Source organism: Psychrobacillus sp. MER TA 171, assembly GCF_023713305.1.
In the GTDB taxonomy this organism is placed as follows: Bacteria; Bacillota; Bacilli; order Bacillales_A; family Planococcaceae; genus Psychrobacillus.
The window spans coordinates 119696-144971 of the sequence record NZ_JAMAWN010000004.1; the positions used below are offsets into that span (position 1 = coordinate 119696).

The window sequence follows — 25276 nt, forward strand, 5'->3', positions numbered from 1 at the left end:
TATTTAAAAAATGAAGTGAGGTATGCAAGAGCGTTAAGGATTTTAGTAGTAAACTTTAGACAATTAAAACAAGAGGGAGGGACTAGCTAATCCATAAAACACAATAGTGGGATGTGGTCATTAAGATAGTGACGACCACGCCCTTTTATATGGAGATGATATTGAATAAGTCTGCTCAAAGCCTATAGGAAACGAGTTGACTCCTCTAGGGGAGAATGAACCTATGCCTGAATTGGAATGTGCTTGTAGGCAACTACATCAAAAAGCCCGGTATCAGTTAATTTTAGTTCAGGTATAACTGGTAAGCTTACAAATGACAAAGTTAATAATAAGTGGAAATCTAAGTTCGGATGAATGGAGATTAATGATTCATGTAAAATTTTTAACTCTTTAGCAGTTTGCGTTGCAGGTTTATCGGACATTAAACCTGCTATAGGTAAGGAGAGGGAAGCTAATACCTTTCCATCATTTATGATTACAACCCCACCCTGTATACTCTCTAAATGTTTACAGGCTGCAAGCATATCCTCATCATTTGTCCCAAGTACAACCATGTTATGTGAATCATGAGCGATAGTAGTTGCTATTGCACCCATCTTAATACCAAACCCGTGCACAATTCCAAGACCAATGTTCCCTGAGGCCTGGTGTCTCTCAATTACTGCTAGCTTAAGTAAATCATGTTCTGTACAAGGAGTGAAGAAACCTTCTATTACAGGAACCTTTAGCACTTTTTTACGAGTTGTAATTTGATTGGGCATTATTTCAATAACATTTGCGGTTCCATCATTGGTTAAGGGGATGGAAAAGTCAGCTACTGAAAGCGTTGGTAATGAAACAGTATTTGCAATATGCTGTGGTAAGTAATCTTCGGAAGCATTTACTTTTAGCATTTTGTTATCTTCAGCAATCTTTAGTCCATTCTTCCAAACGGAAATGGCACGAAAGGATTCCAGGCTATCAATCATAAAAAAGTCTGCAATGAAACCTGGAGCTATGGCACCTTTGTTATACAATTTGTAGCATTCAGCGGCATTTAATGTTGCTAATTGAATTGCTTGTAATGGCTCCATTCCTTCCTTGATAGCTAGACGTATGGCATGGTCGATGCTTCCTTCCTCTATCAATTCATCCAAATGCTTATCGTCCGTACAAAACATAAATCTACGTGCATTTTGTGTATTTACAGCGGGCAGTACATCTCTTAAATTTTTGGCTGCAGATCCTTCCCGAACTAAAACATACATACCTTGTGCTACTCGATCTAATGCTTCTTCTGCCGTTATACATTCATGATCAGTATGGATACCTGCCACTCGGTAGCCTGTAATTTGATTTGGCTTAAGTCCAGCACCGTGACCATCTATAGGAACATTAGCTTCAAGGGCCATTGCAATCTTGTCTAACATATCAGAATCTCCCGAAAGGACAGCAGGGAAGTCCATTACTTCAGCCAACCCAAGGACCTTCTCCTTAGTTAAGAAAGGTTGTAGCTCCTTAGCTTTTAGGACGGCTCCGGCATGTTCAAAAGGTGTGGCTGGGACGCTAGAGGGTAGCATAATATGAATATCCATCTCACTTTTTAAAGAATCATCTATCATAAATTGAATCCCGTCAGCTCCGGAGACATTGGCTATCTCGTGAGGATCTGTAATAACTGTTGTGACACCATGTGGAAGGAGGATTCGACTAAATGCTAATGGGGTTACCATTGAAGATTCAATATGTATATGAGCGTCAATTAGACCGGGGACGACATACTTACCTTCAGCGTCTTGCTCAGCCTTTGCTATAAATGCTCCAGTTGTATCCACTGCAACGATGTGACCGTTTGTCACAACAATGTCTGCTAATTTCCATTCTAATGAAAATACATCTGCTATCTTCGCATTGCGAAGAATGAAATCAGCTTGTTCTTTCCCTTGAGAGGCTAAAATTCTTTCTTTTAGTTGTTCTACACGAATGTTCACAAATTTGTGCTCCTTTTTTGAATATTTTATTAATTATAGTAGTGCTGGGATTATAAGGAAAGTTATAATTAAAATATAATCGTACAGGGGGGATTGAAATGGTTTATCGAAAAACACAGACTGCGAATATAGCCTTAGCTTTTTTGCTGCTAGTACTTCTTTCTAATTTTCTAGTGTATCGACCACAAGTGCAGGATTTCTTTTCACTTCAGCTTAATAGTGGAGTTGCTATTGGGTCTCTTATAGATTTAGCAATTGTTGCACCTTTACTCGTTTATGCAATCTTTAAGATTTCCTTCAAACAAGTAATAGGTCTTATGGTTGGAGGATTAGTTATTGCTAGATTTTTTATACCTTCTGAATTGTTTTCCCCGTTTAAAGGAATTCTATATCTGGGAATTGTTTTTGAAGCACTTTTGATTTTGGCAGAGTTAAGTTTAATAGTTTTAGTCATTTATAAAACCCCAAAAATTAAAGCTTCCATGACGGATATGAAAACTTCGCCATTGTTTAGCCTCATACCTTCTATTAAACAGGTAGTTACAAAAAATATTCTTATACGTATTATCGTTTCTGAATTTTTAATGTTTTATTATGCAATTTTTACATGGAAAAAGAAGGCCCCTAGTCATCCAAATATAGTTACTTTACACAAAAAAACAAGCTACATTGCTTTTAATGTAATGATTATACATGCAATTATTATAGAAACAATTGGGCTTCATTGGTGGCTACACGACAAATCGATTCTCCTGTCATTCGTGTTATTGGTCTTTAATATTTATAGTGTTTTCTATTTCCTAGCTGATATTCAAGTAACACGTTTACACCCCGCAGAGATAAAAAACGGTAACCTGTATGTGACACAAGGACTTAGTGCTCGAATTGTTGTCCCGCTACATCTGATTAAGAATGTAGAATGGGGTGTGGCTGTTCCGGATAAGCACACACTTCAATTTATGTATCGTGATTTTGAACCATTAGAACCCCAAGCCTTAATCCACTTGCATGAACCTATAGAGGCGACAATGTTCATGGGGAAGGAAAAAGTAGTTACGCAGTTTGCCATCCGAGTAGATGAACCACAAAGGCTGAGGGAAATATTAGAAACAACGTAAAGCGCATCATTTGACGAGAAAATATATGTTGGCTATAATTATCTCAAATTCGAGATAAAAGAGGAGCTTTTAATGATGAAGCATTTATTTTTTCCAGGGGAGAATTCTTCGAGACCGACCTTATTGTTATTGCATGGTACAGGTGGTAATGAGCATGATTTAGTTGGACTAGGGAAAGAGATAGACAGCTCAGCTAATATTCTGAGTGTGCGAGGGAATGTGCTAGAAAACGGAATGCCTCGGTTTTTTAAACGTCTTGCGGAAGGGGTTTTTGATCTCGAGGACCTGCAGGCTCGTACAGAGGAATTAAAAAGCTTCCTAGATGAAGCAGCTCAAACCTATAAATTTGATCGTGATCAAGTAGTAGCGATTGGTTATTCTAATGGAGCTAACATTGCAGGGAACCTTTTATTTGAATATAAGGATGTCGTAAAAGGTGCGATTCTCCATCATCCGATGGTGCCGAGGCGTGGAGTAGAGATACCAGTCATGTCAGGTACTTCGGTGTTCATAGGAGCAGGAAAGAACGACTTTATGTGCCCGGCAGCTGAATCTGAAGAACTGAAGGACTTATTGCAAAATGCAGGCGCTAGTGTGGAGATGCACTGGCATGAATACGGTCATCAGTTAACACAAAGCGAAGTACAAGCTGCAAAGGAATGGTATAAAGCAAATTTCTAGAGGAACTGACCTGTGAACTAACTATTTTATAAAATACAAAGAGGCTGGGACATAACTAGTCTCTCAATAAAAAACGTGAAACCGGAAAACTCGATTTCACGTTTTTACTTTATTATTAGGCCGATCCGTTTCCTGTATGAAAAACTTTCTACTTTAGTTGTTTGAAGAGGAAGCGGCGACTCCTGGGGGAACAGCGCGAGCTGAAAGCCCCGCAGGAGCAAAGCGACGAGGAGATTGAAGCCGTGCCCCCGGAAAGCGTCGCTGTAACGGAAAACAACTACTGATAATTCGAATAGATGGCCCCTTGTAAAATTTTTGAGGCTGTTAATTTGGAGTAGAGTTTTGTCCCGGTCTCTTTGTTGTGTTTAAGTTTTGACTTTCAATTTTAATGGAAGTTTTTCGCTTTGTAAGGTCCCTTTCTAAAAGGTAGCCACCAGTTCCATTTACCAAAAAGTTTCATCAAGCTTGGAACTAATAGTAAGCGGATAATTGAAGCATCGATAGCCACGGCTATAGCTATTCCGATACCAATTTGCTTGACTGGCATAACCTCTGTGAAGGCAAATGCACCGGTGATAACAATCATAATTAATGCTGCAGAGGTAATTATTTTACTAGTGGAGGTTAATCCATCTACAGTTGCTTTCGTATTATTGTGATGTTTCATATACTCCTCTTGAATACGGGAGATGAGGAATACCTCATAGTCCATACTTAGCCCAAAGACTAAACTGAAAACAATGACTGGAATTATTAAGGCAATGGTCGTTTCCTCTAAACCAAAATGGCCATACTGAAATATATAAACAAGTATGCCAAACGTGGAGGCTAAACCAATTACATTCATAATAATTGCTTTTAAAGGTATAAGCACGGAACGGAAGGCGATGGTTAAAATGATAAAGGTAGAGCCCAATATTATTCCTAGCAATATCCCGACCTTATCAAAAATTTCATCAAATATTTCTTGATTAAACTTAGGTTGACCACCTAATAAAATATCTGTGCCAACGTCTTTATCTGCCCATTCTCTTGCCCAATCCTGTGCTTCATCAGATGAGCCATTAAGTCCTAATGTAACAGGAATCATTAATTTGTCACCTTGGACAAAGGTATCCAATAGTGGGGTGAGCTGACCTGAAACCTCTGGAATCAACATGCTTTGCTCCCACTGTTCGACGGTAGGTATTTCACTAGCCGAAAAGACAGTATCTACTGATTTAACATCAGGATCCTTCAAAAGCTGCTCTTCTAAATTTTTCATAGTGTTTAGGCCATCTGTATTTTCCCAGCCACCTGGTCGATCAGCCACCACGTAAATCGTAGACTGGTCCCCCATATTAAACTCATCCTCCATCACTTCATAAGCTTGACGGGAATCATAGTCCTTAGGTAGAGATTCTACTGATGGGATGGTTAATGTCATTTCTTTTACCGGGATTATACCTATCCCGAGCAACACAAAAGCTACAATGATTAAAGTAACAGGTCGCTTCATCACAAAGGAGGCAAAGTTTCTCCACTTGGTAGAGGCACCAGGCTTCACACGCAAGATAGTCCATTTATTAATACGATCACCTAATACCATCAGTAAGGCTGGTAATAGGGTAATGGATCCCAATACTGCCATAGCGACGACAAGCATACCACCAAGAGCTATATTTTGAAAGATCTCTACTTCTAATACAAACATGGCTCCAAGTCCAATAAATACACAAAGTGCAGAGAAAATAATAGAGCGACCAGCTGTTTTTATAGAGACTTGGACAGCCTCTACAACGGACTTTTCGGTAAGCTCTTCTTTATAACGATTAATTAGTAATAAAGCAAAGTCAATACTTAACGCAAGCCCGAGCATTGGAACTATGTTAAGGACGAAAATAGATAAATCCATGGCTTCGCCAAAGAATGTCATGACTCCAAGTGCTGAAACTACTGTGACAATACCCACAGCAATTGGTACCAAAGCGGCAACTACACTTCCAAATGCAAGGAGCAGAACGACCAATGCTATTGGAAGACCGATTGCTTCTGCACTAGCCAAGTCCTTTTGGCTTGCCGTGTTAATATCTTTATTGATGGCGGCAGCCCCAGTTAAAGTGACACCCTTTTCGTTTCCGATAGATTGACGAATGTCATCAACTACCTCTGACATGTTCTCGGTATCCGTGTTAAAGTGCAACATTGCGTATGATACATTTTCCTTATAGAGAGTAGAATCCTCCAAGGGTGATTGGATATCTTTCACTATTTTTAAGTTTTCTATATCATCTAACGTATCTTGTATTGTTTGATCGGATGTTTGATCGAATACGATGAAGAGTGTCTCGGCTGGTAAATCAAAGGTTTCAGTTAGCTCATCCATTACTTGCTGGTGTTCTCCGTCCATTTTAAAGCCGTCACCCTCCAATAAAGATGGAAGACGTAATGCAAAAAAAGCAAGAGCCACAAACAGGATGATCCAAACTCCCAAAGTGACTTTATAATGGCGTGTCACCAGGTTAGCTAAAAATTTCATATATTTCCTCCTTAGATAAAGCCAAGTAGTAATATAGCTCTTATGTTAAACCTACCCGTTTCAGTGGTAGAGTTTCCTTTTTATTGTAATGGAAAGCAAGTTTAACTGCTAATATAATGCTATGATAAAAGAAAGTTTTTGAAGGAGGAATATAAGTGAAAATTACATCTCCAAAACTCAATGAGAACCCAGAACAAATTAATTTAAACGAAGCTTTACAAGAGGATTATTATATTTCCAACTCCACTGTTTGTTCGCTTGAAGGTATTGAGGAATCAGAAGGAAAGATAATCTTTGATCAAGTACTTTTCAAACAAGCTTCCTTTGTGGATTTACATTTATACCAAGTGGAATTTATAGATTGTATTTTTGAAAAATGTGATCTTTCTAATGTAGTAATGGAACAGGCAGTATTTCATCGAGTGGAATTCTTAGCGTGTAAGCTCTTTGGAGCAAATTTTGCGGATGCGAGGCTAACTGATGTGAGAGTTTGTGAAAACCATGCGAACTACCTGAATCTAAGTTTTTCTAAGTTGAAAAAGGTATCCTTTAATAACTGTACATTAAATCATGCAGACTTTATTGATGCCACCTTACAGCATATTGAATTCGAAACATGTGAAATAGATGAGGCTAACTTTACGGATACATCTTTAGATGGGGTTGACTTGAGCAGCACTACATATGAAAACCTATTAGTATCCCTTGAGGATTTAAAAGGCTGCACAGTTTCCATGGAACAAGCTATAGGATTTGCCAAATCGTTAGGAGTGATTATAAAAGAGTAAAAGAAAAAACCTCGTATTCAATTACGAGGTTTTAATTATTTAAAAGAATAAATTTAAGACTTGGAAGATGATAGCTGCTACTACGGCTGATATCGGTAAAGTAATAATCCAAGTTAATACAATTTTTTTAGCGACTCCCCATTTTACCCCTTTCACACGCTGAGCTGCCCCAACCCCCATAATAGCGGATGAAATAACGTGTGTTGTAGAAACTGGTAAATGAATAGTTGTAGCACCAAAAATAATCATAGCAGACGATAAGTCAGCTGCTGCCCCATTAATAGGGCGGATCTTCATGATTTTACCACCAACAGTTTTAATGATTTTATAGCCACCGATAGATGTACCAAGACCCATCGCAGTTGCTGCTGCAATACGAACCCACAGCTGGATGTCATCTGTAGCTTGCCATTGTGCTGCAATAAGGGCCATCGTGATAATCCCCATTGCTTTTTGGGCATCATTTGTACCGTGGGTAAACGATTGAAGTGCTGCTGTTCCTATTTGGAAGATACGAAATCTTTTGTTTGTCCCATAAAGGCTTCCTCGTTTAAAAATCACCTTAAATAGTGACATCATTAAAAATCCAACTGCTAAAGCAAGAAATGGTGATACGACTAAAGCTATCAAGATATTAGTGAACCCATCATAATTTAAAACTCCAAACCCTGCCGCAGAGATAGCTGCCCCTGCAATAGAACCAATTAGGGTATGAGATGAGCTAGATGGAATTCCGTAATACCAGGTAACTAAGTTCCAAATAATCGCTGAAAGTAAAGCTGCCAAAATAATTAATGATCCGTTTTGAAGTGTAAAAGGATCGACAATATCCTTCGTAATTGTTTTAGCAACCCCTGTAAAAGTTAGAGCACCCACAAAGTTCATAATAGCGGCCATGTAAACTGCAACTTTTGGTTTTAAAGCTCTTGTTGAAACAGAAGTGGCAATTGCGTTTGCGGTATCATGGAAACCATTGATAAAGTCAAAGGCAAGGGCAAAAAACACAACTAGGATCGTTAATATAAAAATAGTATCCATAATGAAAGCTCCTACGCGTTACGCATAATAATTGTTTCAAGCGTATTTGCTACGTTTTGACAATAATCTGCGATATCTTCTAATTGCTCGTAAATATCCTTAAATTGAATAATACGAATCGGATCTTTTTCGTTTAAGAAAAGCTGCTTAATGGAAGTACGAAGCACCTCATCACATTTACGTTCATAATCCTTGATTAGAATGGAATGTTCATGCATCTTAAGCAATTTCTTCTGAGCTAATAGCTCCATCGCTTTTACAATCTCGTCCGTACTTTTAACAATATAGCCTAGGAATGTACGCATTGACTCATCAATTTCAACTAATGTGAACATTTCAAGATGTGCCGTAAAATTGTCAATTCCGTCTAGAATGTCATCCATTCGGATAGCTAGTTCCAGAATATCCTCACGTTCAATTGGAGTCATAAATGATTTGTTTAACATAACAATCAACTCATGGATTAATGTATCCCCAGCTGTTTCGTAATTCTTAAGGTGTAAGCTAATTTCTTTTAAATCTGAAGCGTTATTAATACGGAAATCATCTGCATAATGAGTGGCTTCACGTACGTTTTCAGCTATCTTTAAAAGGGATAGGAAAAAAGGATCTTGTTTTTTTGAGCTAATCATAAAAGCCTCCTAGACTTTAAAATGGTGTAGTTAGTATGAATTTTCCTCAAATAGCATACCAAAAAACTTACAAAATCAACACACTTTTTACTTTAAAATCGATAAATTTACAATCCTGTAACAATTCAAGCGTCTAAAAAAGATTAAAATTTGACAATAAAAGCTACTTTATATAGAAAAAAATGATAGTGTACTAATTATTAAAAATATTGAAACCTTCTGAATTTAGATACGTATAACTACTAAAGAAGTTATTAAATGGAAAAGTGGTGAGAAAAATAGAACAAATTTTCTTGTATGGTTTAATTGTAATTGGTCTTATTACTATTCTTTATGTGTTATTTGCAGATGCAATAGACGGCATGGAAGCAGGGATTTTTAATCCGACTACAATTCTCTCCTTTCTATTATTCATTTGTGCAGCGGGTTTTATTCTCCTTAAAGTTACTAATTGGAGTGAAACCGTTATAATTACCGTGGCTGTAGGGATATCCATCTTTTTAACCTTTTTACTGTACTTCTTTGTACTTTTACCTCTCTCCTCAGCCGAAGTCTCTACAGCTTACACAAACGAGTCATTACTAGGGCAAGTCGGAAAGGTTATTGTTCCTATACCCTCAAACGGGTATGGTGAAATCACTATTGAGACAGTAAATGGACTCATCGCTAAAAGAGCTACTGGTTTAGACAATGAAGAGATTGAATATGAAAAACAGGTCTTAATAATTGAAGTGAAAGACGGCACTTTTTTAGTAAAAGAATATGTGCCTTTTATAAAATAAAAAGGGGGATTTTAAATGGGCTTGGAAATGTTAGTTGTAATAGGGGTTGTTGTATTCGTAGTTTTAATCATGCTGGCTGTCTATATAACCAAATATAAAACGGTTGGTCCTGATGAAGCCTTAATCGTTACAGGGAGCTACTTAGGCTCTAAAAATGTTCATACAGATGACTCGGGCAATCGCATTAAGATTATTAGAGGTGGCGGTACATTCGTATTTCCTGTATTCCAGCAAAGTGAACCTCTTAGTCTATTATCAAGTAAACTAGAAGTTACAACACCTGAAGTGTATACCGAGCAGGGTGTTCCAGTTATGGCGGATGGGACCGCTATTATTAAAATCGGAGGTTCCATTTCAGAAATTGCAACTGCAGCTGAGCAGTTTTTAGGGAAATCTAAACAGGACAGAGAAAATGAAGCAAAAGAAGTATTAGAAGGTCATCTTCGCTCCATTTTAGGGTCAATGACAGTTGAGGAAATATATAAAAATAGAGATAAGTTCTCGCAAGAGGTACAACGTGTTGCGTCGCAGGATTTAGCAAAAATGGGTCTTATTATAGTTTCTTTTACAATCAAAGATGTTCGAGATAAAAATGGTTATTTAGATTCTCTAGGTAAGCCAAGAATCGCACAAGTTAAGCGTGATGCGGATATAGCTACAGCAGAAGCAGAAAAGGAAACACGTATTAAACGTGCAATGGCTTCGAAGGAAGCTCAAAAAGCTGAAATTGAACGAGCAACGGAAATCGCAGAAGCAGAAAAAGACAATCTGTTAAAGGTTGCAGAATACCGACGAGAGCAAGACATTGCTAAGGCACGTGCCGACCAAGCCTATGAGTTGGAGACGGCAAGGTCTAAGCAAGAAGTAACAGAGCAGGAAATGCAAATTCAAATTATTGAACGTCAAAAGCAAATTGAGCTTGAAGAGAAAGAGATATTGCGTCGTGAAAAGCAATATGATTCAGAGGTAAAGAAAAAGGCAGATGCAGACCGTTATGCTATTGAACAAAATGCTGCTGCATCCAAGTCTCGTGAAATGGCAGAGGCAGATGCAGAAAAATATCGCATTGAGGCAAAAGCGAAAGCAGATGCAGAAAAAGTACGTTTAGACGGTTTAGCAAAAGCTGACTCGCAACGTGCGCAAGGTGAATCAGAAGCAGATATAATTCGACTGAAGGGACTTGCAGAAGCTGAAGCTAAACAAAAAATTGCTGAAGCGTTTGATCTGTATGGGCAAGCTGCAGTTCTAGATATGGTTGTTAAAATGCTACCAGAATATGCTAAACAAATTGCTAGTCCACTTTCAAATATCGATAAGATAACTGTAGTAGATACTGGTGGAGGAGAAGGCGGAGGTGCCAATAAGGTTACCTCATACGCTACAAATCTTATGTCTACCCTACAAGAAACTTTAAAGGCTTCCTCAGGAATTGATGTGAAGAATATGCTAGAAAACTATGCTGGAAAGGGTAATATAAGACCGAGCATTGAGCAATTGACACAGGAAGTGAAAAAAGCGAACGAAGAAACAAAAGTACGCGAGGTACAAGAGGTATAACATTTAAAAAAACGGACTTTCCTAAGTTGGAAGTCCGTTTTTTATATTTCCTTTCATAAAGAACCCTATCATGATTAAACACGAACGTTATTTCTTTTATAAATTGGTAGTGACCGGCTGACACTCAAAAGTGATCTCTTACACAAATAGTTATTTCATACATACTCCATAGAGATAGGGAAGACCTATCATAAGACCCGGTAGGCAATTAATTGGAAAACTCATTTCTAATCATTTTTTAATAAAAGCATATAAATGCCTTTATTATTTTTTTGATTGTTCGTGTTTCATAAAAACTTCAGAATTATGAAATTGATTCTACTATTAACTAAATGTATAATTAAGGTTAGATTGTCGAATGTTGTAGAATTGTGGAGGGACAATGATACTTACAAAAGAACAAATTCACGATATTAGAGAAAAGCAGAGTCTACCTAGGGTAGTTACTGATAAAACAATTACAACTTATATTGGAAGCTCAGACGATATTTCTTATGCGCTTTATACACTCACCCCTGCAAGCACTACCTGGATTTATTCTAACCCATGTAATGAAAGCAATTACGTAGAAAAATATTATATTATAGCTGGCAGTTTAAAAATAGTGTACTGGAACGAACATAAAATACTTCGGCCAGGTGATTTACTAGATTTAGTCATGCTAAATACGCTAATTACTTGTCATGCAAAGGAAGAAGTGCACATTTTAATAGAAATGACTAAAAAATATTTTACCCAAAACTTCCTTGAGAGAGGTATTATTCATCGGGATGCTCTCCGTATTCAAGAAGTGGATGGTTATACTTATCATCATTGTGCGCGGATTAGAGACTATTCAATTGAACTTTGGAAAAGGTTGAATCCAAACAAAGTAGGAGTCCGTAGATTGTTCCTGGGCTCTTATTTCCATGATATAGGGAAACTAGCTATCCCTATTGAAATTCTTAATAAGCCAGGGAAGCTAACAGAGGATGAATGGAAAATTGTGAAAATGCATACAACGTTAGGCGCTGAAATGATGAGGAATCATGAAATTTCCTGCATCAGGGAAGCTGCTTTTATTGTCGAACAGCATCATGAAAGGTATGATGGAAAAGGATATCCTTTTGGACTTATGGGAGAGGAAATTTCCTTAGAAGCTTCTATTGTCTCTGTGGTGGATGCATTTGATGCAATGACTACTAATCGGGTTTACCGTGGGGCTATGACCTTTGAAGAAGCTATACTCGAAATAAAGAGAGGCAGAGGAACTCAATTTAATCCAAAGGTTCTAGATGAATTTCTCGAAATGTTGCAAGAAAAAAATAATCAGTGGTAAATGAAAAGGAGAGAAAAAAATGTCTTATCGTATTGAACGTGATTCTATGGGAGAAATTAAAGTTCCACAAGATAGTCTTTGGGGAGCTCAAACACAAAGATCTAAAGAAAACTTTAAAATTGGTACAGAAAAAATGCCTATTGGAGTAGTACATGGATTAGCTCTATTAAAGAAATCAGCGGCAATCGTTAGTCATTCTCTTGGTAATCTATCAGAAGTAAAAAAAGATGCTATCGCAGCTGCAGCTGATGAAATACTAGCAGGAAGGCTAGATCATCATTTTCCATTAGTAGTATGGCAAACTGGTAGTGGTACGCAGTCTAATATGAATGTTAACGAAGTCATTGCCAATAGAGGTAATCAACTATTAGAGGAAAAAGGTAGTGAAGAGAGACTTCACCCAAATGATGATGTAAACAAATCCCAAAGCTCTAACGATACTTTCCCCACTGCACTTCATATTGCTGGAGTACTCGCAGTCGAAAAAGAGTTATTGCCTGCAATTGACGTTTTAAAAGAGACGTTGGGTAAAAAATCTGAACAGTTTATGGATATCATTAAAATTGGACGTACGCATCTACAAGATGCAACGCCACTGTCTCTTGGCCAAGAATTCAGTGGGTGGCATAGAATGCTTGAAAAGTCTTCTAAAATGATTAATACAGCAGTGGAAGATATGAAAGAGCTTGCAGTTGGAGGTACAGCTGTAGGTACCGGTTTGAATGCTCCAAAAGGTTTTGGAGATTTAGTAGCAGCAGAAATTTCTAAAGAGCTAGGAATAGAATTTACTTCAGCTAAGAACAAATTCCATGCTTTGACAAGCTATGATGACGTTGTTTATGTACACGGTGCTGTGAAGGCACTTGCAGCTGATTTAATGAAGATTGCTAATGATGTACGTTTACTTGCAAGTGGTCCTCGTTCTGGTATCGGAGAGATCTCTATTCCGGAAAATGAACCAGGAAGCTCTATTATGCCTGGTAAAGTAAATCCTACTCAAAGTGAAGCAATGACGATGGTAGTAGCCCAAGTGATGGGGAATGATACTTCAATCAGTTTTGCAGCGAGTCAAGGGAACTATCAATTAAATGTCTTCAAGCCTGTAATTATTCATAACTTCTTACAATCCGTTCGCTTATTAAGTGATGCAATTATTAGCTTCAATAATAACTGTGCAGTAGGGATTGAACCAAACTTAGAAACAATTAAACATCATGTTAATAATTCTCTAATGCTTGTAACTGCTTTGAATCCATACATTGGCTATGAGAATGCTGCAAAAATTGCTAAGCATGCACACAAAAATGGTACAACTTTAAAAGAAGCAGCTATCGAATTAGAGCTGTTAACTGCTGACAAGTTTGATGAAATTGTTAGACCAGAAAAAATGATTTAAATGAGGTATATATGAAAAAAATTCTATTTTTATTATTTTGTTTAATGTTGGTGCTTGCTGCCTGTGGTCAAAAAGAAGAAAGTCACAAGACTGCAGAAGAAGTGGATCATCAGGAACATAATCACGACCATACGACTCATTTAGCTAATGGGGATATTCAGGAAACTACTTCTTCAACTGATGTGCTTCCGAAGTTTCTAGAAAAACAACCTGAAAATATGCAGCTGATTTATCAAGCTGCAGCAAAAGCTAATGAGGTACTCAAGTGGATGCCTTGTTACTGTGGTTGCGGCGATAGTGCGGGCCATAGAAGTAACTTCAACTGTTTTGTACAGGAAATTAAAGAAAATGGTGAAGTAGTATGGGATGACCATGGTACTCGCTGTGCAGCGTGCTTAGAAACTGCCGTTGCCTCTATTAACATGGTTCAAGAAGGTAAGTCACTTATAGAAATTCGCCAGGCCATAGACGAGGCTTATCAAGAAGGCTACTCTAAACCAACTGACACACCAATGCCCTCTTAAAATATAACTGCTCCTTCTCGCTTATAAGTGAGGGGAGCAGTTTTTTTATTGTTTAGGAAATTATAGAATTCTGAACCTGTGGGTAAATTGATGTCTAGCTTCATCGCCTTGCCCCTCGGGGTCAAATGGATAAAAGCTCCGGTGGCTGAGGAACTGCCTCCTCGCTTTTCTCCATTTGCCTGTCGGGGCAGACATAGGCGCTTGCGCTTTTCTTGTGCACCAAATTCATGAATTTAGTTGTCTTTCTTAAGAATTTCTTCATTTTTATCCTTCCTGAATGTTAAGAAACGTTAACTATAATGAATAGAAGGTAACGAGGAAGGGGTATTGCATGATACATGTAAAGAATGTCAATCATACATTTTTAATTGGAAAGAAAGGAAAAGAGAAGAAGGTGCCTGTACTAAAGAATCTCTCCTTTGACGTACAACAAGGAGAAATTGTGGCCGTAGTTGGGAAAAGTGGTTCGGGTAAGTCTACTTTATTGAACACGCTTGCAGGCTTTATGAGTCCAGAGCAAGGGTCTATTCTTATAAATGGCCAAGAGACTGTTAAGTTAAATGAAACCGAAAGAGCAGCCTTTCGTTTAAATAATTTCGGCTTTATCTTTCAAAACTTTCAGCTGATGCCTGGTTTAACTGCTTTTGAAAATGTGGAGCTACCATTAAAGCTGAAAGGAATTTCTTCTAAAAAACGTAAAGTAACCGTCCTTCAAATTATGAAAAAGGTAGGCCTAGATTCTGTGTCCGATCATTACCCAAATGAATTGTCTGGTGGGCAACAACAGCGGGTTAGTATAGCTCGTGCATTAATCACGAGTCCCCCTATTTTATTAGCAGATGAGCCAACCGGTAGCCTAGACTCAGAGACAGAGCAGGACATTCTACTTCTCATTCAAGAACTCAATCAGACTATGGGAATTACTTTTGTTATTATCACTCATGATGAAGAGGTAGCTAGCATCGCACACCGCAAGCTAAAGATGCACGACGGAGAACTTAGGAAGGAGGATATGTCTCATGTTATTTAAGGATCAGCTAGAATTTGTATCCCAGCATATTAAGAAAAATAAACTACGAGTATTTATGACAGTGCTTGCCGCAACAATGGGTTGTGCATTTTTAATCGTTCTAGCTTCTATAGGGTTTGGTGTACAAGATATGATGCGTTCTGAAATCTTAGAGGACCAAGCTATTACAGAGGTAGAAGTGTATGGTAACGAAGGCGTAATCGATTATGAGGAAATAAAAAATATAGATTCGGTCGGAGCAGTTGTTCAACGTGCTAGCATAGACGTCGAAACTATTTTTAAATTAGAGGATAGAACAATTTTCGGAAACTCCAAGCTAACGAATTTTAAAGAAGAAACAAATTCAAACCTTTCATTATCCGAGGGTAGAATGCCTAAAGATAGTAATGAAATTATTGTTGGCTATCACTTCGCAGAAAACTTGTGGACAGAACAAGAGCGTACAACTTGGGAAGATGGAGCAGCAGAGGATGGAGAAATACCAAAAGGGTATGAAGAATCCATACTAGGTAAAGAGGTTACTCTAGCCATGAAGCCATATGGTCAAGAGGATACTTTTCCAGAACAATGGACGTTTACAATTGTAGGGGTTACTAAGCAACCAGCAAAAGACTGGATAGTCGATAAAATTGTCCTAATGGATGAATCTTGGACGGAAACATTAATGGCATCCTATACAGCGAATGTAGCGGAGGTACCAGAAGAGGTTCTATACACAGAAACGAAAGTTTTTACTGCTAGTCTAGAGGACGTCAAGGCTACAACAGATGAACTTAAAGAGATGGGTTACAGTGTTTACTCTGTTTCCGAGCAATTGGAGCAGTTAGATGTATTTTTTATGGCTTTTAAAATAGGACTTATATTTGTAGGCACGATTGCAGTTTTAATTTCATCTATAGGTATCTTTAATACAATGACAATGGCGGTTACAGAGAGAACAAGAGAAATTGGAGTGATGAAAGCAATTGGGGCTAGCCCAAAATTGATCAGACGACTGTTTCTCATGGAAAGTGCATGGATTGGTATTATTGGAACTGTGCTTGCAGTAATTATTTCTTATGTAGTAAGTTATTTAGCTAATCTAGTCTTGCCAATTGTTGTGGGCATGGCATTAGAGGAGGAGAGTATTGCTGGAATGAATTTAACGTTTTCGTTAATCCCTTGGCAACTTGTAGCTATTGCGTCTTGCATAAGTATCGGAGTAGCTATGATCTCTGGATGGAGACCAGCTAAGAAAGCAACTAAAATAGATGTAATTCAGGCTTTGCGACAAGAGCTATAACATAAAAGAGTGAACGGATGCGTTTAAGCATCGGTTCACTCTTTTTATGCAAAAGCTTTATTAAAGAAAAAGTTGATGCATAGCGAAATGGTATGGTGACAAGACCCTATATCTGATGGTAGTAGAACTTGCGTTAACGAATTAAAAGTGGAGATTAAGCGTTTACCATTAAATCAATTTAATGACAACATAATAGTGGGATAAGATGTGATACAATCATACATGTTCTTCATACAAAGATATTGAAATGTCATAAAGACACTTGTTAAATAAATAACATACCATGAAAAGAGGGAATAAATTGTCTATTTTAAACGGATTACTTGGAAATGCTTCCGAAACAAATGTAGATACAGTAGAAAAAGAGTTAAGTGAAATCCTGATTCAAGGTGAAAAGGTAGAACATGCTTATAAATTAGTGCGTGATCTAATTGTATTTACATCCAAAAGACTGCTTTTGGTAGATAAGCAAGGGATGTCAGGAAAAAAAGTAGAATATCATTCTATACCTTATTCATCCATTTTACATTTTAGTGTGGAAACAGCAGGCAGTATGATGGATTTAGATGCGGAGTTAAAAATCTTTATCTCCGGAAGTGCTGAGCCTATCCAAAAACGTTTTAATAAGAGTCTAAACATCTTTAAAGTGCAGCAAGTATTAGCTACTTATACGTTAAAATAATTTCAGTATAAAGACCAAAAAACTTGAAGGGATCGAACCCTTCAAGTTTTTTTGCTATCCAAAATATTAATTCGGGGCAGAGATAGGCGATGAAGCTTTTCTAGTTGTCTAGCTTCATCGCCTTGCCCCTCGGGTCAAATGGTAAAAAGCTCCGGTGGCTGAAGAGCTGCCTCCTCGCTTTTCCCCATTTGCCTGTCGGGGCAGGGCAGGCGATGAAGCTTTTCTTCTAAGATGGGTCAATTGTAAAGTATGCGATAAATAGTATAAAGACTACCACCAGGTTTAGTAAGTTATATTTCATCCTTGAGATTGTCTGTTCAAATTTCCCTGACTTTTTTACAGCAGTAATGCCTACATAAATTATTAATATAGCGATGAGTATAGAGAAAATAGGTTGCAGGGGATATACTCTTACATTTAAAAAATGAACAATTATCACTGCAATAGCCATTACTATGCCATATACCACTTTTTGATAAGTTGGATCTTTCATATGTTCTCTCCTTGGATTGTCATGATTAGTCTATATTCAAGTATTCCTTAAGTTCATTTTCTAGAAACGGTTGAGCTTTTAGCATCTGTTTAAATTGTTTATAAGCTTCTATTTGCTCGTTGGTTGGTTTACCATCTGTTTTATAGGCACGGATTAAAATATTTTTGGGTGTATTTTCCATATCTATAAACTCCACTAATTGAGCCTCGTAGCCTACCATATTCAATATTTCAGCGCGAATTGAATCTGTAGCAAGTGCTGAAAAGCGTTCTTTTATTAGTCCATGCTTGAGCATAATGTTTAACTCAGGGGCATCAAGCTGTCTATTTAACTCGTGCTGACAGCAAGGTACACTTAAAATGACGTTAGCATTCCACTTAACCGCTCGGGCAAGTGCCATATCAGTTGCAACATCACAAGCATGTAAGGTAACAACCATGTCTACGGCAGTTTCATCGTTATAATCGTTAATATCTCCTACCAAAAATTCCAAATGGTCATAATCTAGATCTTTAGCTATTTGTGAACATTCTTCAATTACTTCCTTTTTTAAGTCAAGGCCGGTAACACGAATGTCTAATCCCTTTTCAATTTTTAAATAGTGATAAAGGGCAAACGTTAAATAGGATTTACCAGAGCCAAAATCTAGAATACGAACGGTTTTATCCTTTGGTAAATAAGCCAAAGTATCATCTATAAATTCAATAAAACGATTAATTTGTTTAAATTTATCGTACTTTTGTTTTTTTACTTTTCCTTCAGAGGTTTGAACTCCTAATCGGATTAAAAAAGGATAAGCTGTATGCTCGTCTAACAAGTAGTTTTTTTTACGATTATGAGATAAATCCACTTGTTTCAATGATGTGTTTTTTTCAGTTTTATACATCACTTTATTTTTCTTAGAAAGTTGTATTTGAATTTTTTCCTCAAGAAAATCACCGTGAATTTGGCGGAAATCCTCCAGTAACTTTTCCCATGTTGAAGAGAATTCTTCTATTCGAATATTTTCGTGCTTTAAAATACGTTCGTATTGGTATTCTAATTGGATGTGGTACATATTTTTTATTTCAATAGGCTTTAGTTTGATGCGCTTTATTTCATTAGATTTAGCCCTTGGTTGGCTTATTGTTGCTTGAATCAGCTGTTTAGATAAGATTTGCTTTAATACGTTGTCTTTCATTTCGTTGAATTCCATATAATCGCCTTCTTTTTCGTAAGATACTTGAAATTAGTGTATCACAACGACATATTTCATAGATAGATTAGCTATCGTATAAGAAGAGTTAAAACGTCTATATACCTTTTATAATATCAGAATTTTATGATAATATTAGTGGTGAGTAGTCAATCGAAAGGGGAGATTGGGTTGTTAAATGAAAAAACAATTGGGGAGATAGTAAAGGAAGCCGCAAGTAAGTTTCCTGACAAAGAGGCTTATGTGTACCCTGAGCATGGGATTCGTAAAACTTATAAAGAGTTTGATATGGAAACTGACGAGCTTGCTAAAGCATTTATTGGCATGGGTGTTCAAAAAGGAGAACATATTGCCATTTGGTCAGACAATAAAAGAGAATGGCTATTAAGCCAATTTGCAACTGGAAAAATGGGAGCAGTTTTAGTAACGGTTAATACAAACTATCAGGAAAAAGAACTGGAATATCTATTACAGCAATCAGATGCTACTACTCTTATATTATGTGAATCCTTTAAAACTACTTCTTATCTCGACATTATTCGTGCAATTTGCCCTCAAATAAATACAGCAGAAAAAGGGAATATTCAAACTGAAAAACTTCCCTATTTAAAACGAGTGATTGTAATGAGTGAAAATGACTACCCAGGAATTTATAAATGGTCGGAGTTCGTTGAATTTGCAAAGCAAGTATCGAATGAGACTTTAGAGGATGCAATGAGAGCGACTCATAATGATGAAGTCATTAATATTCAATATACTTCTGGAACGACTGGATTTCCAAAGGGAGTAATGCTTTCCCATAAAAATATAGTTAACAATGGTCAGCTTGTAGGTGACTACATTCATCTAACTGAACATGATCGTCTTTGTATACCTGTACCCTTCTTTCATTGCTTCGGTTGTGTCATGGGAACAATTGCTTCAGTAACACATGGAACCACTATGGTAATCATTGAACAATTTGATGCAGGGAAAGTGTTGAAAATAGTGCAGGATGAGAAATGTACTGCTTTACACGGAGTACCAACCATGTTCATCGCTGAATTAAATCATCCAGACTTTAAGCAATTTGATTTATCTACCTTACGTACTGGAATAATGGCGGGTTCTATTTGTCCGATAGAAGTTATGAAGAAGGTGATGGAAGACATGGGTGCAACTGAAATTACCATTGCCTATGGACAAACTGAATCCTCACCAGTTATTACGCAAACTAAAACAGATGATTCAATTGAAAAAAGAGTGTCCTCAGTTGGGAAAGCTCATCCAGGAGTAGAAGTGAAAATAATAGATCCGGCAACAGGAGAGGATACCCCTGCAGGAGTACCTGGGGAACTATGTACAAGAGGATATTTAGTGATGAAAGGTTACTATAAAAATGAAGAAGCAACAAAATCGACAATTGATGACAACGGCTGGCTCCACACTGGCGATATTGCCGTAATGGATGACGAAGGTTATATCGACATAACCGGGAGAATCAAGGATATGGTAATTCGAGGTGGCGAGAATATTTATCCGAAGGAAGTAGAAGAATTTCTTTATCAGCATCCAGCCATTCAAGACGTACAGGTTGTGGGTGTACCAGACCCGAAATATGGAGAAGAGCTAATGGCTTGGGTAATTCTAAAAACAGGAGAAAGCCTAACGTCAGATGATTTGAAGCAATTCTGTAAAGGGAAAATATCTTATCATAAAATACCAAGATATATTGAATTCATCGATGCATACCCAATGACAGCATCAGGGAAGATCCAGAAATTCTTACTGAGAGAAATGTCAAAAGAGAAAATAGAAGCATAGCCACCAAGAAAAGCGCAACCGCCTATGTCTGCCCCGACAGGCAAATGGGAAAAAGCGAGGAGGCAGTTCCTCAGCCACCGGAGCTTTTACCCATTTGACCCCGAGGGGCAAGGCGGTGCAGCTAGCCACCAAGAAAAGCGAAACCGCCTATGTCTGCCCCGACAGGCAAATGGGGGAAAGTGAGGAGGCAGTTCCTCAGCCACCGGAGCTTTTACCCATTTGACCCCGAGGGGCAAGGCGGTGCAGCTAGCCACCAAGAAAAGCGCAACCGCCTATGTCTGCCCCGACAGGCAAATGGGGGAAAGTGAGGAGGCAGTTCCTCAGCCACCGGAGCTTTTACCCATTTGACCCCGAGGGGCAAGGCGGTGCAGCTAGCCACCAATAAAAGCGAAACCGCCTATGTCTGCCCCGACAGGCAAATGGGGGAAAGTGAGGAGGCAGTTCCTCGCAGTTCATGTTCTCTAGAGTTAGTATTAGCTGTGATCTGAGCTTACACTTAGGATTTAAGCACCGAGGTTATAATCGGTGCTTTTTTCAGTTTTCCTGTATACTTAATTTTATAAAAGGATAATTTTGAGATAAGAGGTGAATGTATGTTTTTAGACCATATTGTTCATTTTGTAAATAAAAAACCTACAGAAGTGACCGGAGATTGGCAACAGCAAGGAATTCATGCCGTGGTTGGTGGACAGCATTTAAACTGGGGGACGTATAATGCGCTTCTTTATACGAAAAATAGTTATGTAGAATGGTTAGCGATGGAAGAGGAACAGGTAGCTAGGCGTGTAGTACACCCTTTAGTAGAATTAATGCTCCATGATTTAAAAGAAGGTCCAGGTTTTGGAACGATTTGCATTAGGGCAAACGATTTGGAAGTACTTAGAAAAGACTTAGAAAATAAAGGTATAGAAACAACAGGAGTATTTTATGCTGAAAGAAAGACAGCTGCTGGATCTTTACGTAAATGGAAAATGCTATTTATTAAAGAAGAAGTTAGTGACAGCTTACCTGCGCCATTTTTTATAGAGTGGGAAGAAACGGATGATGAAAGATATGAGGTGCTTCAGAAGGAGGGAACAGTGAACAATAGTAATCTCCAACTTACCATTGAGAGCTGTGAGTTTCATGTAGAAAATCCAAGGGAAGTAATAGAGAAATGGACTAGCTATCTGAATGTTACTTACGATCACCAAACGTTATTCTTACCCAATACAAATTTAATATTTAAACAGCTGAAACAAGGGACTAAAGAAAGGCTTGTTAGTGTGCAAATTAAAGGCCTCCCTAACCAAGAAGCTATAATTTACGAACAAGGAGTATATCGTTTCGATTAAGAGGAGGATTTTATAATGGAACAGTTAGATGAAAGAGCAATTGTAGTTGCAGTTAAGCTACAAAAAGATGAGCATTTCGAATACGAATTAGAGGAGCTTATTAATTTAGCTGCAGCTTTAGATGTGGAGGTTGTTGGTGAAATCACTCAAAATTTAGAGCGAGTGACATCTTCTCATTATGTAGGAACAGGTAAAGTAGAGGAGATAAAAAATCTCTTCGATGCTACAGATGCAAATCTCGTTATATTTAACGATGAACTTTCTCCATCCCAAATAAGAAATCTAGAGCGGGATTTAGAATGCAAGGTAATAGATCGTACTATGCTAATTTTAGACATTTTTGCAAGACGTGCAAAATCTAATGAGGCACAAATGCAAGTGGAACTAGCACAACTTCAATATATGCTACCGAGACTTGTCGGTCTGCGAGCCTCCCTTGGTCGTCAGGGTGGTAGTACGGGCGGAGGAGTTAGTAACCGTGGTGCTGGGGAAACAAAGCTAGAGCTGGATCGTCGTAAAATCGAAGACCAAATAGCAAAGCTGAAGAGAGAGCTAGAACTAGTTAAGGATCAAAGGGAAACGCAAAGAAAGCAACGTAAAAAAAATAATATACCTGTTGTTTCTCTAGTTGGCTATACCAACGCCGGAAAGTCTACGATTATGAACCAACTGCTTCAAAAGATTGGACAAGAACAATCGAAGCAAGTATTTGAGAAAGACATGCTATTTGCTACATTGGAAACTTCCGTCCGTCAAATTAAACTACCAGACCAAAAGGAATTCCTATTAACTGATACAGTAGGATTCGTCAGTAAACTACCCCATCATCTAGTGAAGGCATTCCGATCAACACTTGAGGAAGCAAGGGACGCTAATCTACTATTACACGTGGTCGATGTTTCTAATGATGAACACCGATATATGATGGATGTGACGAATGAAACGCTACTTGAAGTAGGAGTAAAGGACGTTCCAACAATTTTTGTTTACAATAAATCCGATTTAGCAGACATGATGTACCCACACGTTGCAGGAAGTAATATCTGGATATCTGCAAAAGATGGGAAAGGTTTAGATGAACTACTAGATATTATAAAAAAATATATATTCTCTGACTATGTTCAGTGCGATCTGCTAATTCCATTTGATCGAGGAGATATCGTTTCATATCTGAATGAGAAAGCCACGGTTAAGTCGACCTCATATGAGGAAGAAGGAACGCTAGTACACGTGGAATTAAAAAAATCAGATTATGATCGTTTAGAGGAATTTGTGTATCAACCATAAAAAGAAGAAGCTCCGAATAATTTTCGGAGCTTCTTCTTTTTTTATGCTGTTTTTTCAAATTAGCTCAGTATATTGTAGTTTAAACTTGTTGAAACTGTATGTTATGAAGTCTTGCAAAAATACCTTCTTTAGCCACAAGCTCGTTATATGATCCATCTTCAGCAATTCCATCCTCAGTTACTACAATTACCCGGTCCGCGTCTCTAATTGTTGCTAAGCGGTGGGCAATTATAAGAGTTGTACGATCCTCTGCCAACTCCATTAGTGATTGCTGGATAATTTTTTCTGTTTCTGTATCGAGAGCAGAAGTTGCCTCATCCAAAATGAGAATAGGCGGATTCTTTAAAAACATTCGAGCTATTGCCAGTCTTTGTTTTTGTCCACCTGACAATTTTAGCCCACGCTCTCCTATTTGTGTATCATACCCAGCTGGTAAGGAAGCGATTAAGCTTTCTAAATGTGCTTTCTTAGCTGCGCTACGAATTTCCTCTTCCGTAGCATCCTTTTTTCCATAAGCAATATTTTCTCGAATGGTGCCGGTAAACAAAAATACATCCTGTTGGACTATTCCGATTTGTGAACGGAGTGATTGAAGCGATAAATCTTGTATATTGATTCCATCAACAGAAATTGCCCCATCACTAACATCGTAAAAACGAGGTATTAAGGAACAAATGGTTGTTTTACCTGCCCCGGAAGGGCCAACAAACGCTACTGTTTCACCAGCACGTATGGAAAGGTTAATATCCTTTAACACAGTTTTGTGCTCATCGTATTGGAAGCTAACATTACTAAAGGAAATATTACCGTTTAAATGATTTACTTGAATTGCATTCGGTTTATCTTCGATTTCAGGCTCTTGCTCCACTAATTCTAAGAAGCGCTTAAATCCAGCCATTCCTTTTGGATATAATTCCAATAAAGCGGTAATTTTATCCACTGGCTTAATTAGTACATTTACATATAAAATAAAACTTACTAGCTCTCCATAAGTTATGTAGTTTTGAAAAGAGAACCATGCTCCTACTACCAGGACAACTAAAGTTACTAGCCTTGTCATCATATAGATGGTAGAATGAGTACCTGCCATGACTTTGTAAGCTTTTAGTTTCGCTATTCGGAATTGTGAATTATCTTCCTTGAATCTTGAAATTTCAAAATTTTCATTTGTAAAGGATTGGACAACTCGTACTCCGGAAACGCTGTCTTCTACTCTTGCATTGACGTCAGCGATTTTCCCGTACATATTTTTCCAAGCTTTATTCATCATGATATTCCCATAGGTTGCTACAATAGATAAAAATGGAACCATTATAATAGCAATAATAGCCAACTCGGGATTAATGTTGAACATAATAGTGAAGGTACCTATAATAGTCATTATGGCAATAAATAGGTCCTCGGGTCCATGATGTGCTAGTTCTCCGATATCAAACAGGTCATTTGTGATTCTACTCATAATGTGGCCCGTTTTCGTGTTATCAAAAAAACGAAATGATTGTCGTTGGACATGGTTAAATAGTTTTTGTCTCATATCTGTCTCAATGTTAATACCTAACTTGTGCCCCAAGTAGCTCACGATATATTGGAGTACAGTACTAATAATATAGACGAATAAGAGAACTATACCTACACGAACGATTGTCTCCCAATTTCCTGAGGGCAGAAGGTCATCGATAAACCATTGCACAGCTACTGGGAATGCTAGTTCTAAAATTGCAACAAAAACGGCACTGCTAAAATCAATAATAAATAATCGTTTATGTGGTTTGTAAAATGAAAAAAATTTCTTGAGCATTTCGTATCCCCTTTTCATTATCATAACGACTATTATAACGAATAATTTCA

At 37.7% G+C, this 25276-nt stretch carries 23 protein-coding genes; 15 read left to right on the forward strand and 8 right to left on the reverse strand.

Going from position 1 to position 25276, the window contains the following annotated elements:
• Positions 1 to 221: 221 nt before the first annotated feature.
• On the reverse strand, positions 222 to 1970 hold the full coding sequence (gene ade / locus M3627_RS05840) for an adenine deaminase (RefSeq protein ID WP_251553292.1): 1749 nt from the start codon (positions 1968 to 1970) through the stop codon (positions 222 to 224).
• A 98-nt stretch (positions 1971 to 2068) separates the two neighbouring features.
• Between ade and M3627_RS05845 the strand changes: the two genes are divergently transcribed.
• Positions 2069 to 3088 (forward strand): beta-carotene 15,15'-monooxygenase, encoded by a 1020-nt coding sequence (locus M3627_RS05845; RefSeq protein ID WP_251553293.1) that lies wholly within the window; start codon positions 2069 to 2071, stop codon positions 3086 to 3088.
• A 72-nt stretch (positions 3089 to 3160) separates the two neighbouring features.
• Positions 3161 to 3769 (forward strand): alpha/beta hydrolase, encoded by a 609-nt coding sequence (locus M3627_RS05850; RefSeq protein ID WP_251553294.1) that lies wholly within the window; start codon positions 3161 to 3163, stop codon positions 3767 to 3769.
• Between the two features lie 385 nt (positions 3770 to 4154).
• Here M3627_RS05850 and M3627_RS05855 read toward each other — a convergent pair whose 3' ends face one another.
• Positions 4155 to 6287, reverse strand: coding sequence for an MMPL family transporter (locus M3627_RS05855; protein ID WP_251553295.1), 2133 nt, complete (start codon positions 6285 to 6287; stop codon positions 4155 to 4157).
• Positions 6288 to 6442: 155 nt separating this feature from the next.
• On the opposite strand from M3627_RS05855, the gene M3627_RS05860 reads away from it, so the two are divergent.
• Complete coding sequence (locus M3627_RS05860) at positions 6443 to 7075, forward strand: pentapeptide repeat-containing protein (RefSeq protein WP_169358469.1); 633 nt, start codon at positions 6443 to 6445, stop codon at positions 7073 to 7075.
• A 39-nt stretch (positions 7076 to 7114) separates the two neighbouring features.
• On the opposite strand, the gene M3627_RS05865 is transcribed toward M3627_RS05860, so the two are convergent.
• Both M3627_RS05865 and M3627_RS05870 read right to left on the reverse strand, forming a co-directional pair.
• Complete coding sequence (locus M3627_RS05865) at positions 7115 to 8113, reverse strand: inorganic phosphate transporter (RefSeq protein WP_251553296.1); 999 nt, start codon at positions 8111 to 8113, stop codon at positions 7115 to 7117.
• An 11-nt stretch (positions 8114 to 8124) separates the two neighbouring features.
• Positions 8125 to 8745, reverse strand: a complete 621-nt coding sequence (locus M3627_RS05870; protein WP_169358471.1) for a DUF47 domain-containing protein — start codon at positions 8743 to 8745, stop codon at positions 8125 to 8127.
• Positions 8746 to 9014: 269 nt separating this feature from the next.
• On the opposite strand from M3627_RS05870, the gene M3627_RS05875 reads away from it, so the two are divergent.
• The 5 genes from M3627_RS05875 (at position 9015) to M3627_RS05895 (ending at position 14322) form a co-directional block, all read left to right on the forward strand.
• On the forward strand, positions 9015 to 9527 hold the full coding sequence (locus M3627_RS05875) for an NfeD family membrane protein (RefSeq protein WP_251553297.1): 513 nt from the start codon (positions 9015 to 9017) through the stop codon (positions 9525 to 9527).
• A 15-nt stretch (positions 9528 to 9542) separates the two neighbouring features.
• The gene (locus M3627_RS05880) at positions 9543 to 11084 is read left to right on the forward strand and encodes a flotillin lipid rafts scaffold protein FloT (RefSeq protein WP_169358473.1); all 1542 of its coding nucleotides are present in this window, start codon (positions 9543 to 9545) and stop codon (positions 11082 to 11084) included.
• Positions 11085 to 11466: 382 nt separating this feature from the next.
• A complete protein-coding gene (locus M3627_RS05885) occupies positions 11467 to 12402 on the forward strand; it encodes an HD-GYP domain-containing protein (protein ID WP_251553298.1) in 936 nt (311 codons plus the stop codon).
• A gap of 19 nt (positions 12403 to 12421) precedes the next feature.
• A complete protein-coding gene (gene fumC / locus M3627_RS05890) occupies positions 12422 to 13798 on the forward strand; it encodes a class II fumarate hydratase (protein ID WP_169358475.1) in 1377 nt (458 codons plus the stop codon).
• 11 nt (positions 13799 to 13809) lie between these two features.
• Complete coding sequence (locus tag M3627_RS05895; protein WP_169358476.1) at positions 13810 to 14322, forward strand: PCYCGC motif-containing (lipo)protein; 513 nt, start codon at positions 13810 to 13812, stop codon at positions 14320 to 14322.
• A 121-nt stretch (positions 14323 to 14443) separates the two neighbouring features.
• Here M3627_RS05895 and M3627_RS05900 read toward each other — a convergent pair whose 3' ends face one another.
• The gene (locus tag M3627_RS05900) at positions 14444 to 14584 is read right to left on the reverse strand and encodes a hypothetical protein (protein WP_251553299.1); all 141 of its coding nucleotides are present in this window, start codon (positions 14582 to 14584) and stop codon (positions 14444 to 14446) included.
• A gap of 69 nt (positions 14585 to 14653) precedes the next feature.
• On the opposite strand from M3627_RS05900, the gene M3627_RS05905 reads away from it, so the two are divergent.
• The 3 genes from M3627_RS05905 (at position 14654) to M3627_RS05915 (ending at position 17316) form a co-directional block, all read left to right on the forward strand.
• On the forward strand, positions 14654 to 15352 hold the full coding sequence (locus M3627_RS05905) for an ABC transporter ATP-binding protein (protein WP_251553300.1): 699 nt from the start codon (positions 14654 to 14656) through the stop codon (positions 15350 to 15352).
• Positions 15342 to 16634, forward strand: coding sequence for an ABC transporter permease (locus M3627_RS05910; RefSeq protein ID WP_251553301.1), 1293 nt, complete (start codon positions 15342 to 15344; stop codon positions 16632 to 16634). Before M3627_RS05905 ends, M3627_RS05910 begins: the two co-directional genes overlap by 11 nt.
• A gap of 301 nt (positions 16635 to 16935) precedes the next feature.
• On the forward strand, positions 16936 to 17316 hold the full coding sequence (locus tag M3627_RS05915; protein WP_169358479.1) for a PH domain-containing protein: 381 nt from the start codon (positions 16936 to 16938) through the stop codon (positions 17314 to 17316).
• Between the two features lie 226 nt (positions 17317 to 17542).
• Here M3627_RS05915 and M3627_RS05920 read toward each other — a convergent pair whose 3' ends face one another.
• Together M3627_RS05920 and M3627_RS05925 are read right to left on the reverse strand one after the other, a co-directional pair.
• Positions 17543 to 17809, reverse strand: coding sequence for a hypothetical protein (locus M3627_RS05920; protein WP_251553302.1), 267 nt, complete (start codon positions 17807 to 17809; stop codon positions 17543 to 17545).
• 25 nt (positions 17810 to 17834) lie between these two features.
• Positions 17835 to 19004 carry a class I SAM-dependent methyltransferase gene (locus M3627_RS05925; protein WP_169358482.1) on the reverse strand — a complete coding sequence of 390 codons (1170 nt, stop codon included), beginning with the start codon at positions 19002 to 19004 and terminating at the stop codon, positions 17835 to 17837.
• A 126-nt stretch (positions 19005 to 19130) separates the two neighbouring features.
• On the opposite strand from M3627_RS05925, the gene M3627_RS05930 reads away from it, so the two are divergent.
• The 4 genes from M3627_RS05930 (at position 19131) to hflX (ending at position 23428) form a co-directional block, all read left to right on the forward strand.
• A complete protein-coding gene (locus tag M3627_RS05930; RefSeq protein ID WP_483315278.1) occupies positions 19131 to 20807 on the forward strand; it encodes an AMP-binding protein in 1677 nt (558 codons plus the stop codon).
• A gap of 365 nt (positions 20808 to 21172) precedes the next feature.
• On the forward strand, positions 21173 to 21295 hold the full coding sequence (locus tag M3627_RS20770) for a hypothetical protein (RefSeq protein ID WP_285841648.1): 123 nt from the start codon (positions 21173 to 21175) through the stop codon (positions 21293 to 21295).
• 105 nt (positions 21296 to 21400) lie between these two features.
• Positions 21401 to 22141: a VOC family protein gene (locus M3627_RS05935; protein ID WP_251553303.1), complete on the forward strand. Its 741-nt coding sequence runs from the start codon at positions 21401 to 21403 to the stop codon at positions 22139 to 22141.
• A gap of 15 nt (positions 22142 to 22156) precedes the next feature.
• Positions 22157 to 23428 (forward strand): GTPase HflX, encoded by a 1272-nt coding sequence (hflX, locus tag M3627_RS05940; RefSeq protein WP_169358484.1) that lies wholly within the window; start codon positions 22157 to 22159, stop codon positions 23426 to 23428.
• Positions 23429 to 23507: 79 nt separating this feature from the next.
• Here hflX and M3627_RS05945 read toward each other — a convergent pair whose 3' ends face one another.
• Positions 23508 to 25226: an ABC transporter ATP-binding protein gene (locus M3627_RS05945; RefSeq protein ID WP_169358485.1), complete on the reverse strand. Its 1719-nt coding sequence runs from the start codon at positions 25224 to 25226 to the stop codon at positions 23508 to 23510.
• Positions 25227 to 25276: the final 50 nt, after the last annotated feature.

Bases quoted from the DNA above. Each gene is read 5' to 3' on its own strand.
- M3627_RS05880 (WP_169358473.1), top strand. From the start codon at position 9,543: ATGGGCTTGGAAATGTTAGTTGTAATAGGGGTTGTTGTATTCGTAGTT.
- M3627_RS05850 (WP_251553294.1), top strand. From the start codon at position 3,161: ATGATGAAGCATTTATTTTTTCCAGGGGAGAATTCTTCGAGACCGACC.
- M3627_RS05845 (WP_251553293.1), top strand. From the start codon at position 2,069: ATGGTTTATCGAAAAACACAGACTGCGAATATAGCCTTAGCTTTTTTG.
- M3627_RS05935 (WP_251553303.1), top strand. From the start codon at position 21,401: ATGTTTTTAGACCATATTGTTCATTTTGTAAATAAAAAACCTACAGAA.
- M3627_RS05900 (WP_251553299.1), bottom strand. From the start codon at position 14,584: ATGAAGAAATTCTTAAGAAAGACAACTAAATTCATGAATTTGGTGCAC.
- M3627_RS05895 (WP_169358476.1), top strand. From the start codon at position 13,810: ATGAAAAAAATTCTATTTTTATTATTTTGTTTAATGTTGGTGCTTGCT.
- M3627_RS05910 (WP_251553301.1), top strand. From the start codon at position 15,342: ATGTTATTTAAGGATCAGCTAGAATTTGTATCCCAGCATATTAAGAAA.
- M3627_RS05945 (WP_169358485.1), bottom strand. From the start codon at position 25,226: ATGCTCAAGAAATTTTTTTCATTTTACAAACCACATAAACGATTATTT.
- M3627_RS05920 (WP_251553302.1), bottom strand. From the start codon at position 17,809: ATGAAAGATCCAACTTATCAAAAAGTGGTATATGGCATAGTAATGGCT.
- fumC (WP_169358475.1), top strand. From the start codon at position 12,422: ATGTCTTATCGTATTGAACGTGATTCTATGGGAGAAATTAAAGTTCCA.
- hflX (WP_169358484.1), top strand. From the start codon at position 22,157: ATGGAACAGTTAGATGAAAGAGCAATTGTAGTTGCAGTTAAGCTACAA.
- M3627_RS05865 (WP_251553296.1), bottom strand. From the start codon at position 8,113: ATGGATACTATTTTTATATTAACGATCCTAGTTGTGTTTTTTGCCCTT.
- M3627_RS05885 (WP_251553298.1), top strand. From the start codon at position 11,467: ATGATACTTACAAAAGAACAAATTCACGATATTAGAGAAAAGCAGAGT.
- M3627_RS05870 (WP_169358471.1), bottom strand. From the start codon at position 8,745: ATGATTAGCTCAAAAAAACAAGATCCTTTTTTCCTATCCCTTTTAAAG.
- M3627_RS05855 (WP_251553295.1), bottom strand. From the start codon at position 6,287: ATGAAATTTTTAGCTAACCTGGTGACACGCCATTATAAAGTCACTTTG.
- M3627_RS05930 (WP_483315278.1), top strand. From the start codon at position 19,131: ATGATAATATTAGTGGTGAGTAGTCAATCGAAAGGGGAGATTGGGTTG.
- M3627_RS05925 (WP_169358482.1), bottom strand. From the start codon at position 19,004: ATGGAATTCAACGAAATGAAAGACAACGTATTAAAGCAAATCTTATCT.
- M3627_RS05905 (WP_251553300.1), top strand. From the start codon at position 14,654: ATGATACATGTAAAGAATGTCAATCATACATTTTTAATTGGAAAGAAA.